General features: G+C 73.9%; 12 protein-coding genes. 5 read left to right on the top strand and 7 right to left on the bottom strand.

The genetic code is table 11. The features are described 5' to 3' along the window. Window positions 1–3: 3 nt before the first annotated feature. Window positions 4–1,263, bottom strand: a complete 1,260-nt coding sequence (locus tag QP089_RS29445) for a hypothetical protein (RefSeq protein ID WP_285915812.1) — start codon at window positions 1,261–1,263, stop codon at window positions 4–6. A gap of 195 nt (window positions 1,264–1,458) precedes the next feature. Next, the gene (locus tag QP089_RS29440) at window positions 1,459–2,670 is read right to left on the bottom strand and encodes an acyl-CoA dehydrogenase family protein (RefSeq protein WP_285915811.1); all 1,212 of its coding nucleotides are present in this window, start codon (window positions 2,668–2,670) and stop codon (window positions 1,459–1,461) included. 378 nt (window positions 2,671–3,048) lie between these two features. Here QP089_RS29440 and QP089_RS29435 point away from each other — a divergent pair, with 378 nt between their 5' ends. After that, window positions 3,049–3,423 carry an ATP-binding protein gene (locus QP089_RS29435; protein WP_285915908.1) on the top strand — a complete coding sequence of 125 codons (375 nt, stop codon included), beginning with the start codon at window positions 3,049–3,051 and terminating at the stop codon, window positions 3,421–3,423. A gap of 46 nt (window positions 3,424–3,469) precedes the next feature. Here the strand turns inward: QP089_RS29435 and QP089_RS29430 are convergent, their stop codons facing one another. Both QP089_RS29430 and QP089_RS29425 read right to left on the bottom strand, forming a co-directional pair. Continuing rightward, window positions 3,470–5,068 (bottom strand): AMP-binding protein, encoded by a 1,599-nt coding sequence (locus QP089_RS29430; protein ID WP_285915809.1) that lies wholly within the window; start codon window positions 5,066–5,068, stop codon window positions 3,470–3,472. A gap of 186 nt (window positions 5,069–5,254) precedes the next feature. Further along, entirely contained in the window at window positions 5,255–6,877 is a 1,623-nt protein-coding gene (locus tag QP089_RS29425) for an MDR family MFS transporter (protein ID WP_512699686.1), read from the bottom strand. 125 nt (window positions 6,878–7,002) lie between these two features. On the opposite strand from QP089_RS29425, the gene QP089_RS29420 reads away from it, so the two are divergent. Both QP089_RS29420 and QP089_RS29415 read left to right on the top strand, forming a co-directional pair. Beyond that, window positions 7,003–7,596 (top strand): TetR/AcrR family transcriptional regulator, encoded by a 594-nt coding sequence (locus tag QP089_RS29420; protein WP_285915807.1) that lies wholly within the window; start codon window positions 7,003–7,005, stop codon window positions 7,594–7,596. A gap of 22 nt (window positions 7,597–7,618) precedes the next feature. Next, on the top strand, window positions 7,619–8,284 hold the full coding sequence (locus QP089_RS29415) for a pentapeptide repeat-containing protein (RefSeq protein ID WP_285915805.1): 666 nt from the start codon (window positions 7,619–7,621) through the stop codon (window positions 8,282–8,284). A gap of 80 nt (window positions 8,285–8,364) precedes the next feature. Here QP089_RS29415 and QP089_RS29410 read toward each other — a convergent pair whose 3' ends face one another. Genes QP089_RS29410 through QP089_RS29400 form a run of 3 tightly spaced genes read right to left on the bottom strand, consistent with a single transcriptional unit; the run spans window position 8,365 to window position 10,650 of the window. Then, window positions 8,365–8,775 carry a VOC family protein gene (locus QP089_RS29410; RefSeq protein ID WP_285915803.1) on the bottom strand — a complete coding sequence of 137 codons (411 nt, stop codon included), beginning with the start codon at window positions 8,773–8,775 and terminating at the stop codon, window positions 8,365–8,367. Window positions 8,776–8,823: 48 nt separating this feature from the next. Next, entirely contained in the window at window positions 8,824–9,213 is a 390-nt protein-coding gene (locus tag QP089_RS29405) for a helix-turn-helix domain-containing protein (protein WP_353070632.1), read from the bottom strand. A gap of 39 nt (window positions 9,214–9,252) precedes the next feature. Beyond that, a complete protein-coding gene (locus QP089_RS29400; protein ID WP_285915802.1) occupies window positions 9,253–10,650 on the bottom strand; it encodes an MFS transporter in 1,398 nt (465 codons plus the stop codon). Between the two features lie 92 nt (window positions 10,651–10,742). Between QP089_RS29400 and QP089_RS29395 the strand changes: the two genes are divergently transcribed. Both QP089_RS29395 and QP089_RS29390 read left to right on the top strand, forming a co-directional pair. Beyond that, window positions 10,743–11,633, top strand: coding sequence for a LysR family transcriptional regulator (locus tag QP089_RS29395; protein ID WP_285915801.1), 891 nt, complete (start codon window positions 10,743–10,745; stop codon window positions 11,631–11,633). 93 nt (window positions 11,634–11,726) lie between these two features. After that, entirely contained in the window at window positions 11,727–12,236 is a 510-nt protein-coding gene (locus QP089_RS29390; protein WP_285915799.1) for a nuclear transport factor 2 family protein, read from the top strand. The last annotated feature ends 4 nt before the right edge of the window (window positions 12,237–12,240 follow it).

The following is a 12,240-nucleotide window of genomic DNA, read 5'->3' as shown; positions in this document are numbered from 1 at the left end:
GGCTCACCCGCCCGCGGGGAAGCGCGCGGGACTGTCCGGCGGCCGCACCGGCCGCACGACCGGCCACCCGGCGGGCGGCGGGCTCTCCAGCGGCGACTCCGGGTAGGCGGACGGGGCGTCCGGGAACCGGGTGGCCGTCCTGGCGTACCGCCCGACCGGCCGCGGCGCCGCCCGAACCACCGGCGCGGACGCAGGCGCAGGCCGCTCGAGCGCGGCAGGCACGGACACGGCAGGCGCGGACACGGCAGGCGCGGGCGGCGCAGGCGCGGTGGGCGCGGGTGCAGGCCGCGCGGGCGTTGGTGCGGCGAGGGCGGCGGGTGCGGGGCGAGATGGGCGCGGCGTGGAGCGGCGTTCGTGGCGCGGGAAGGCCAGCAGCGCCAGCACGGCCAGCAGGACGCCCGCGACCCGCAGCAGGAACATCGCGGGCGCGTGCGGCCACGGCTCCCCGTACAGCAGGGTCGCCGACAGCAGCAGGTGCGTCTTCGCTGTCACGGTCACGACGGTGACGATGATGGTGAGCCGGCAGCGCTGCAGTCCCAGGGACAGCAGCCCGAGGCCGAGGACGCCCGCGAGCACGAACAGGTACGGGTGCGGGGACGACAGCACGGCCGTCCCGCGGTGCCCGGCGAGCATCATCGCCATGCCCTGGCCGAAGACCTCGGTGGCGCCGAGGAGGACGCCCGCGCCGAGACCGTAGGCGATGCCGGTGATCGGCCGGGCGTGCCGTCCGGCGACGGGACGGTCCCGCAGGAAGAACATCCACAGCGGCAGGCCGAGCGAGGGGACGAAGACGAGCCCGGCCTTCCACAGCGGCAGCGCCTGCGCGGCGCCGGCGCCGTCCGGCCGGTGCAGGGCGTCGGCGAGCGACTCGCCCTGCGCGGGCAGCACCGACAGCGCGGCGGTGGCCATCGCCGCGACGACGATGATGACGGCCAGCCACTCGCGGGACGTGGGCCGCTCGCCGAACCCGCTCATCCCGACGACCAGCAGCAGCGCGAGGCTCAGCGCGTAGGCGGGCAGGGCGGCGACCACCGGCAGGCTGATCAGCCCGCCGGCGAACAGCGCGAAGCCGGCGAGGACGACCAGCACCCCGGCGACCCAGCGGGGGCTGCGCAGCAGCAGCCCGGCGGCGTGCAGCGGGCGCCGGCCGCCGATCGGCCCGATCCGCCCGACGGCCGTCTTGAACAGGACGAAGGCGATGAAGTAGACGGCCTGCGCGGTGCAGGCGAGGACGGCGGCCCAGACGAGCTCACTGGTGTTCACGGGTGCACCTCCGGGGGTGGGCCCCGAACCGGAGCCAGAGGCGGCCCCGGCGGGCGGTACCCCCTATGCAGCCGCTCACCGGGCGATAAACACGGTTGGAACGGATGGTGACACGGCGAAGGCGTCCGGCGATTGGACCCGGAACACGGAGAATCCGGCGCTTTTGTGCGCCCAGGTGAGTACCGCCGGGCGGGCTCAGCGGACGGGCAGTCCGGTGACGGCGCGGCCGATGACGAGGCGCTGGATCTCGCTGGTCCCCTCGAAGATCGTGAAGATCTTGGCGTCGCGGTGCATCCGCTCGACCGGGTAGTCGCGGGTGTAGCCGTTGCCGCCGAGGATCTGGATCGCCTCGTCGGTCACCCGCACCGCCGTCTCGCTCGCCACCAGCTTGGCCATCGACCCCTCGGCGTTGTCGAACGGCATCCCCCGCGCGGCCATCCAGGCGGCCCGCCACACCAGCAGCCGGGACGCGTCGATCGCGGTCTTGCAGTCGGCCAGCTTGAACGCGATGGCCTGGAAGTCGCCGATCTTGCGGCCGAACTGCTCGCGCTCGCGCGCGTAGTCCAGCGCGTACTCGTAGGCGGCGCGGGCGATCCCGACCGCCGACGCGCCGACCGCCGGACGGGTCGCCTCGAACGTCTTCATCGACACCTGCCCGCGCCCCCGCCGCCCCTCGCGTGCGCGCGCGAGCCGCTCGTCCAGCCGGTCCTTGCCGCCGACGAGGCACCGGCCCGGGACCCGGACGTCCTGGAGCACCACCTCGGCGGTGTGCGACGCGCGGATGCCGTGCTTGCGGAACTTCTGCCCCTGCTCCAGCCCCGGCGTGCCCGGCGGCACGACAAAGCTCGCCTGTCCGCGCGACCCGAGCTCCCGGTCGACCGACGCGACGACGACGTGGACGCCCGCGATGCCGCCGTTCGTCGCCCACGTCTTGGTGCCGTTCAGCACCCACTCGTCCGTCGCCTCGTCGTACACGGCGGTGGTGCGGATCGCCGACACGTCGCTGCCCGCGCCCGGCTCCGACGAGCAGAACGCCGCCACCGCGACGTCGTCCGGGGTGCCGAACATCGCCGGCAGCCACTCCTCGACCTGCTCGGGCGTCCCGCTGGTGGCGACCGCCGCGGCGGCCAGCCCGGTGCCCGCGATGGCCTCGCCGATGCCGCCGTCGCCCCAGAACAGCTCCTCGAACGCGACGGGGATGCCGAGGCCGCTCGGCGACAGCGACTGCGAGGCGAAGAAGTCCAGCGAGTACAGCCCGATGCGCGCGGCCTCCTCCAGGATCGGCCAGGGCGTCTCCTCCCGCTCGTCCCACTCGGCCGCCGCGGGCCGGATCACGTCCTCCGCGAACCCGTGCACCCACTCGCGGATCTGGAGGAGTTCCTCGTCGAGTTCCAGTGAGAACGTCATAGCCCGGCCCCTTCGCCATCCGTCGCCTGCGCCGACGCTAGAGGGCGGCCGCCGGTGCGCGCCCTGCGTTCGGACGATCACTTCGCCGCCCCGGTGTGCGGACGGGTGAGTGGTGCGGCGGCGCCCGTTCACCATTTTCGCAAGGCGGCGATGGCGCGGTGATCCATACCGTAGGCTCCCGCCGAAGGGTCGAGCGCCGGGCTTTGGAGCGGTCCCGGCCGGGCTCGCGCGCGCCCCGGCGCGGTGCGCGGCGTCCGGTCCGGCGGCCGCGTCCCGGAAAAGGCCGAGATCGGCCCGTCCGGCGCATTGCCCGATCACGCACCGCAGGTGAATGATTGCAGTGCGCTTCCGACTCGATGTGGTGATGCGGTGACTGCGATGGAACGGCTCGGCGAACCGTTCGGGTTCGTCGGCGACCCGGCGGCGGGCCGGCGTGCGCGGCGGACCGTGCGCGAGTTGGCCGCAAAGGTCGTCGCGCGGGACGAGCCGCTCGACGACGTCGAGCTGATGGCCGCCGAGGCGATCGCCAACGCCGTCCTGCACGGCAGCGGCGCGATCACCGTCACCGTCGAGACCGACGGGCGCCGGCTGCGCGTCGAGGTCGCCGACGAGGGCCCGGTCCAGGACGACCTGCACGGCCGCCGCCGCATCGACCACGGCCGCGGCCTCACCGTCATCGACGCCCTCGCCGACGAGTGGGGCCTCGACCAGACCCCCCACCGCACCCGCCTCTGGTTCGAGGTGGACTGCTAAAGGAAGGCGCCCTGGCGCCTGACGCCTGACGCCAAGGGCGACGCCGTCAATGCCCCAGGTGGCGGCGGACGACCTTGCCGGTGGCGTTGCGGGGCAGGGCGTCGAGGAAGTGGACGTCGCGGGGCACGGCGAAGCGGGCCAGGCGGTCGCGGACGGTCGCGCGGACGGTGTCGGCGTCCAGGGTCGCGCCCTCGCGCAGCACGACGTAGGCGGCGGCGCGCTGCCCGAACTCCTCGTCCGGGACGCCGGTCACCGCCACCTCGCGGACCTGCGGCAGCGTCGCGACGACCTCCTCGATCGCGCTGGGGAAGACGTTCTCGCCGCCGGAGACGATCATGTCGTCGTCGCGGCCGTGCACGAACAGCCGGCCGTCGGCGTCGAGGCGGCCGAGGTCGCCGAGGCTCATCAGGCCGTCGCGCATCTCCTTGGTGTCGCCGCTGGTGTAGCCGGCGAAGAGCAGCTCGTTGGCGGCGAAGATGCGCCCGGTGGTGCCGGGCGGGACGGGCCGGCCGTCGTCGTCGAAGATCGCGACCCTGGTGCCGGGCGGCGGCGTGCCGGCGGTGTCGGGGTGGGCGCGCAGGTCGGCGGGGGTGGCGATGGTGACCCAGGACGCCTCCGTCGACCCGTACAGGTTGTAGAGGACGTCGCCGAAGGCGTCCATGAACGCGGTCGCGAGCGCGGGGGGCAGCGCCGAGCCGCTGACGGCCGCGATCCGCAGCGCGGACGTGTCGTGCCCGGCGCGGACGGCGTCCGGCAGCTCCATGATCCGCTGCAGCATGACGGGGACGGCGACGAGCGCCGTCGCGCCGGTCGCCGCGGCGGTCCGCAGCGTCAGCTCCGGGTCGAACCGGGCGCGCAGCACGATCGTCGCGCGCAGCGACACGGCGACCTGGAGCATCGCGTAGCCCCAGGTGTGGAACAGCGGCGCCTCGATGAACATCCGCTCGTGCACCCGGTACGGGATGCGGGACAGGATCGACGTCAGCGGTTGCAGGCCGGGGCGCGAGCGCCGGTCGGCGCCCTTCGGGCGGCCGGTCGTGCCGGAGCTGAGGACGATCGTCCGGCCGGTGCGGGCGGGCGGCCCGACCGGCCCGGCGGGCGCGGTGGCGATGAGCGTCTCCAGCTCCGCGTCCGGGGACCCGGCGGTGACGGCGCGGACCGTCTTCGGCAGCGCGGACAGGAACCCGGAGAACTCGGCGTCGGCGATGACCACGTCGGCCTCCTGCTGCCGGACGACCGCCGCGAGCTGCTCGGCGCTCATCCCGGTGTTCAGCATGACGAGGTCGGCGCCGGCCTTGCCGCACGCGGCGAGCGTCTCGACCATGCCGCGGTGGTTGCGGCACAGCACCGCGACGCGCGGCGCCGCGTTGATCCGGGAGAGCGCGGCGGCGAGCCGGTCGGTGCGGGCGTCGACCTGCCCGTAGGTCAGCTCGCCGTGGTCGTCGACGATCGCGACCGCGTCGGGGTCGCGGGCGGCGGCGGACGCGACGGTCCCGCCGAGCAGGGTGCCCCAGCGGCGCAGCGCGCCGAGCTGCCGGGCGACCCGGAGCGGCGGCCCGGGGCGCCACAGCCCGCTGCGGACGAACATCTCGCCCGTCCGCGCGGCCGACGCCGTGCGCCGCCCGAACTCCGATCGTCCGCTCATCTGCCGCTCCCGGTCGTCCGACGCGTGGTCCAGTGGGGCTTCGACCGTACGGACGGCGGGCCGCGCGACTCTTGCGACTCAACCCAGGTGTTCGGGCGGGGGCTTGTCAGGCTCGTGACAACGCGTCACGGCGACGGGCCGCCGCGTACACCGCGGCGGCCCGTCGGCCCTTGACTCGGAGGGTGGTTACCGGATCGCCGGACTCCCCGTCTCGCTGCCGGCCGCCACCGGCATCGCGGCCGGGACCTCGGCGGGCGCGGCGTCGTCCGGCAGGTCGAGGCTGTCGCGCAGCGTCACCGGCTTGAGGAACGCCGCCGCGACGATCCCGACCACCGCGATCAGCGCGGAGAACAGGAAGATGTGCCCGGTCGCGTCGCCGTAGGCGGCCCGCACGATCTCCCGGATCGGGCCGGGCAGCGCGCCGACGTCCAGGTTCCCGGCGTCACCGCCGCCCGCGGACGGGTTCACGCCGATGCGCGACAGCCCGTGGGCGATGTTGTCCGAGACCCGGTTGGCCAGGACGGCGCCGAGCACCGAGACCCCGATCGTCCCGCCGAGCGAGCGGAAGAACGTGACGGTGCCGCTGGCCGCGCCGATCTCGTTCAGGTGCACCGAGTTCTGCACGACCAGGACGAGGTTCTGCATCGCCATCCCGACCCCGGCGCCGACCAGGAGCATCCCGGCCCCGACGAAGACCAGCGAGGTGTGCTGGTCGATGGTGGCGAGGGCCGCGAACCCGGCGGTCAGCACGACCGCGCCCGTGACGATGTAGGACTTGACCTTGCCGGTCCGGGTGGTGAGCCGTCCGACGATCGTGGACGAGCCGAGCACGCCGACCATCATCGGGATCGTGAGCAGGCCCGCCTCGGTCGGGCTGTAGCCGCGGCCGATCTGGAAGTACTGGCCGAGGAAGACCGCGCCGCCGAACATCGCCATGCCGACCGCGAGGCTGGCCAGGATGGCGAGCGCGGTGTTGCGGCGGGCGACGATCCCGAGCGGGACGATCGGCTCGGCGACCCGCGACTCGACCCACACCGCGGCGGCGAGGACCAGCAGCCCCGCGCCGACCATCGCGCCGGTCTGCCAGGACAGCCAGGCGAACTTGTCGCCGACGAAGGTCACCCAGATCAGCAGCAGGCTGACGCCGCCGGCCAGCAGCGTCGCGCCCCAGTAGTCGATCTTCACGCCGTCGCGCCGGACGACCGGCAGCTTCAGCGTCCTCTGCAGCAGCGCGAACGACACGACGGAGAACGGCACGCCGATCAGGAAGCACCAGCGCCAGCCGAGCCAGGACGTGTCGACGATCAGCCCGCCGAGCAGCGGGCCGCCGACGGTGGCGACGGCCATGACCGCGCCGATGTAGCCGTAGTACCGGCCCCGGTCGCGCGGGCTGATCATCGCCGCCATGACGATCTGGACGAGGATCTGCAGCGCGCCGACGCCGAGCCCCTGCACGGCGCGCGCCACGATCAGCTGCGCGCCGTTCTGCGCGAACCCCGACGCGACGGACGCGACGACGAAGATGACGATGGAGACCTGCAGCAGCCTCTTCTTGTCGTACAGGTCGGCGAGCTTGCCCCAGATCGGCGTGCTGGCCGTCGCCACCAGCAGGGTCGCGGTGACGACCCAGGTGTACTGCGACTGGCTGCCCTCGAGCGCGCCGATGATCTGCGGCAGGGCGGTGGACACGACGGTCTCGCTCAGCATCGCGACGAAGAGCACCAGCATCAGGCCGCTGAGCGCCTCGAAGATCGATCTGCGCGACATCGTCGCGGACGGCGCCGGCGGGGCCGGCTGGTCGGCGGACACGGTCAAGGGACGCCTCCGGTGGTGAGTGGGAACGCCCTCTACAAGGCGCCGGCGACCCGCATTATTCCCAGTGGGCAAGTTTTCGCATCGAGAAAGATTCTCGTCCGGCTAGGCTGGAGGACACCATGGAGACCACGGCCGGCGGGCTGCGCGAGCGCAAGAAGGAGGCGACGCGCACGGCCCTGCACGAGGCCGCGATGCGCCTCGCCGTCGAGCACGGGCTGGACGCCGTCACGGTCGAGGCCATCGCCGACGCCGCCGGCGTGTCCCGCCGCACGTTCTCCAACTACTTCGACGGCAAGGAGGACGCCCTCCTGTACGGCGACGAGCAGCGCATGCGCGGCCTGCTCGACCGCTTCGCCGCCCGGCCGCCCGGCGAGCCGTCCTGGGCCGCGCTGCGCGGCGCGTTCCACGACCTCGCCGGCGAGATCGGCGAACCCGACCCGCGCTGGGCCGCCCAGACCCGGCTCGCCCGCGCCCACCCGTCCGTCCTGGCCCGCCAGCTCGCGCACTACACCACGTTCGAGCGCGCCCTCGCCGACCTCATCGCCGACCGCGACGGCCTGCCGCCCGGCTCCACCCGCGCCCTCGTCATGGCCGCCGCCTTCATGACGGCCCTGCGCGTCGGCGCCCTCGCCTGGACCGAGCAGGACCCGCCCCGCCCCATGGCCGAGGTGACCGACGAGACCCTCACCGCGATGGCCGCCCGGTTCGTCTGACCCCGGCGATAAGGTCGGGCGGATGCCGGCCAACACGCGCGCGACGCGTCCCAAGGAACCCGCATCCCCCAAGCTCCCCGGCACCCTCGCGCCCGCGGACGACGGCCTCGCCGACGACGGCGTGTACCTGTCCGCGGAGTACGGGCCGCTCGACCTGTCCGCCCGCGACGCGGAGGACGTCGAGTTCGACCGCTGCCGCTTCCGCGAGACGCGCCTGGCCGGCACCGCCATGCGCCGGGCCGAGTTCACCGACGCCGAGTTCACCGGCTGCGACCTGGCGAACCTCCGCCTCACCGACGCGCGCCTGCACCGCACGCTGATCGAGGGCAGCCGCCTCACCGGCACCGCGATGACCGGCTCGACGCTGCGGGACGTCCTGTTCCGCGACTGCCGCGCCGACCTGTCGTCCTACCGCTTCAGCCGGTTCAAGAACGTCGTCTTCCGCGACTGCAACCTCGGTGACGCCAACTTCCAGGAGGCCGACCTGTCCGGCGTCCGCTTCGAACGGTGCAAGCTGGCCGGCGCCCAGTTCAGCAACGCCACGATGAAGGGCACCCGCCTGTCTGGCTGCGACCTCTACGGGGTCAGGGGCGTCCAGAGCTTCGCCGGCGCGATCGTCCCCGCCACCGACGCCCAGGGCCTCCTCTTCGCACTGGCCGCCGCCATGAACATCACCATCGAGCCCTAGCGGCGCCCGTCACCACTCTGTAAGGGACGCGCCCCGTCACCGAAGGTAGCGGCGTGCGCTGGGGTCAGGGGTGCGCTGGGTCAGGGGGTGCGCTGGGTGAAGCGGATGCTGTTGCCGAACGGGTCGCGCAGGGCGGCGTCGATCCCGTACGGGCGTTCGGTGGGCTCCTCGGTGAACTCCACGCCCCGGCTCCGCAGCGTCTCGTAGGTCTTGCGGCAGTCGTCGGTGCCGAAGATGAGATGGCCGCCCACCGCGCCCTTGGTCAGCAGCTCGCGGACCTGCGCGGCCGTCTCCTCCGACAGCGACGGCGGCCCCGGCTTCTCCAGCAGGATGTTGCGCTCGGGGTCGCCGGGGACGCTGATCGTGAGCCAGCGCATGAAGCCCATGTCGACGTCGGCGCTGACCTCCAGGCCGAGCTTGCCGACGTAGAAGTCGAGGGCCGCGTCCTGGTCGAGGACGTAGATCTGGGAATGCGTGATCGCGTTGAACATGCACCTCACGCTAGTGAGCGCGGGCCGGAAAAACTTATCCGAAACGACTCAGCCGCCGCTCGGCCTCGTCCAGGCCATCGTGAAGCAGGTCGGCACGTCCGCGGGCACCGACTCCCGGCGGTACTGCCGCGGCGACCGGCCGACGATGCCGCGGAAGGTGCGGCTGAACGTGCCGAGGCTGCCGAAGCCGACCGCGAAGCAGATGTCGGTGACGCTGCGGTCGGTCTCCCGCAGCAGGAACATGGCCCGCTCCACGCGGCGGCGCTGCAGGTAGCGGTGCGGCGTCTCGCCGAACGTCGCCCGGAACGTCCGCGTGAAGTGGGTCGGCGACACGTGGGCGATCCGGGCCAGCGCCGGGACGTCCAGCGGCTGCGCGTAGGCGCGGTCCATGGCGTCCCGCGCCCGCAGCATCCGGCGGTTGCTCTCCTCCACGGTCACGCCCCCATCCCACCACGTCCGGCGGGACCGGGGGGGCGCTCAGCGGTCGGAGAGGGTGCGGGCCAGCAGGCCGGTGACGGCGGCCAGGGCCAGCACGACGGCGATCGTGATCATGGTCGCGTGGTCGTAGGCGGACGGCGGCGTCCCCGGAGTGCCGGGGGTCGCGCCGAGCGCGCCCGCGAACAGGCCGCCGATCAGCGCGACCCCCGCCGCGTTCGCGACCTGCGTCGCGGTGAGCAGCACGCCGCTGGCCGCGCCGCCGTCCGCCGGGTCGACACCGGCGAGGATCTTGCCGATCAGGGGCGCCGCGACCAGTCCCTCGCCGATCCCGGAGACCGCCAGCGCGGGCAGCAGCCAGCCGATCTGCGCGTGGCCGTGGACGGTGCCGACGATCAGCAGCATCGCGGCGAGGCTCACCGCCATCAGCGCCGCGCCCGGCACCAGCGCCGCGCGGCTGCGGCCGGTGACGCTGGCGACCGCGAACCCGACCCCGAGCGGCGCGAAGATCATCCCGCTCCGCAGCGGGCTCTGCCCGAGCCCCGACTGCAGGTGGTAGGCCAGCAGCAGGAACAGCCCGGCGTTGCCCGCGTAGAAGGCCAGGACCGTGACCAGGCCGCGCACCATCCGCCGCTGGGCGAGCAGCCGCATCGGCACCAGCGGGTTCGCCTGCCGCCGCTCGAAGAACCCGAAGGCGACCAGCAGCGCCGCCCCCGCCGGCGGGATCGGCAGGCTCCACACCGGCCCGCCGAGCGCCGCCGGGAGCAGCAGGCCGACCAGGGCGAGCCCGAGGATCCCGGCCCCGCCGAGGTCGAGGCGGGAGCGCGCGCCGCGTCCCTCGGCGACGGTCGCGCCCGCGACGAGCAGGGCGGCCAGCCCGATCGGGACGTTGACCAGGAACGTCGAGCGCCAGCCGAGCCCGAGCGGGTTCCAGGCGAGCAGCGCGCCGCCGACGATCTGCCCGGAGATCGAGGCCAGCCCGATCGTCGCCCCGTACAGGCCGAGGGCGCTCGCCCGCGCGGAGCCGGTGAAGGACGCCTGGATGATCGACAGGACCTGCGGCAGCATCACCGCGGCGGCCAGTCCCTGCAGCACGCGGGCGCCGATCAGCAACGGGGCGGACGGCGCCGCCGCGCACAGCATCGAGGTGACGAGGAACAGCAGCACCCCGGCCAGGAAGCTGCGCCGCCGCCCGTACAGGTCGCCGAGGCGCCCGCCGGTCACCAGGCCGACCGCGTACGCCAGCGTGTATCCGGCGGCGACGAACTGCACCTCGCCGAACGAGGCGCCAAGCCCGTGCTGGATGGACGGGACGGCGACCGTCACGATGCTCGCGTCCAGCAGTCCCATGAACGTCGCGAGCAGTACCGATCCGAGGGCGATCCACTGCCGGGCGCCGGCCGTCCCGGCGGCGCGCGGGCTTGTCGTTGCGGTGACCATGCGGCCATTCCGCCACGCGTCCGGCGGCGGCGTCCAAGTCCTGGTTCTTCGTCTGTGAGAAGCCGGAGTTATCACCGGCTATCGTCGGTGGCATGGAGCTGCGGCATCTGCGGTATTTCGTGGCGGTCGCCGAGGAGCTGCACTACGGCCGGGCCGCGCAGCGGCTGCACGTCGCCCAGCCCGGGCTGAGCCAGCAGATCAAGGCGTTCGAGCGCGAGCTCGGCGCGGAGCTGTTCGCCCGCAACCGGCGCGGCGTCGCGCTGACCGAGGCCGGGGCCGCGCTGCTGCCCGCCGCCCGCGACGTCCTGGCCCGCGCCGACGCCGCCGCCGAGCTGGTGCGGCGGCACGCGAGCGGCGAGGCGGGGCGGCTCACCGTCAGCCTCACCCGCTCGGCGCCCGGCGGCGCCGTCACCGATCTCGTCGACGGCTTCCGGGCCGCGAACCCCGCCGTCGACCTCCAGCTCACCAGCGGCTTCACCGCCCTGCACGAGCAGCGGCTGCGGGAGCGGGCGATCGATGCGGCGTTCGTCCGGCCGCCCATCGACCGGGGCGACGACCTGGCCGTCCTGGAGATCGGCACCGAGGCGATCGTGGCGGCGGTCCGCGGCGACGACCCGCTGGCCCGCAGGCGGCGGCTCCGCACCGCCGACGTGACCGGGCGCCCGCTGGTCTGGTGGCCGCGCGAGCACGGCCCCGGCATGTGGGACCGGATGCTCGACCAGGTCTTCGGCGACGGGGTCCGGCCGCCCGTCGCGCACTGGGAGCCCGAGGAGGAGCGGATGCTGCACGCGGTGGCGCAGGGGCACGGCATCACCTTCATCACCGAGGGCAAGGCGGGCACGCTGTCGGTCCCGGGCGTCGTCGTCCGGCGCTTCGCCGATCCCGTCCCGACCGTCCCGATCGCCCTGGCCTGGCACCGCGACGACCGCAACCCCGCGCTCCGCCGGTTCGTCGCCCACGCCCGCGGCATGGTCGCGGAGTGATCGGCGGCCGGGTTCCCGGTGGGCGGGAGCGTCCGCCGCGCCGGTCGCGCCGCGCGGCTAGCGTTCGGTGATCCACTCGGAGAGGGGCTCGGCATGGCGGAGGTCGCGGCGGAACGCTCCCTGGAGCAGCGGACGGCCGACCTGGAGCGGGTCGAGGCGATCAAGGCCCTCAAGTACCGGTACTGGCGCGCGTGCGACGGCAAGGATCCGGCCGCGTTCCGGGACTGCTTCGTTTCCGGGCCCGCGTCGATCGACTACGGCTCGCTCGGCACGTTCGAGGACGCCGACGAGCTGGCGCGGGTGTTCGCCGAGATCGCGCTGAGCAAGGTGGACGGCCGGTACGCGGTGCTCGACATGCACCACGGCTTCCATCCCGTCATCACGCTGATCGACGATGTATCGGCATCCGGAGTCTGGACGCTGCGTTTTCGTCAGGTGAACCGGGTCGACGGAACCGAACTGCTCATGACCGCCGAGTACGACGACGCGTACGTCCTCGAGGACGGGCGGTGGAAGATGGCGAAGTCGCACGTCCGGCCGCTGTGGACGATCCGGCGCCCGCTGCCCGAGGGCACCGACGTGAACCAGCTCGGATGGCCGTGACCGG

Origin of the sequence: Actinomadura opuntiae (genome assembly GCF_030283205.1) — a bacterium.
Lineage (GTDB): Bacteria > Actinomycetota > Actinomycetes > Streptosporangiales > Streptosporangiaceae > Spirillospora.
This window is presented reverse-complemented; position numbering and strand designations above follow the sequence as displayed.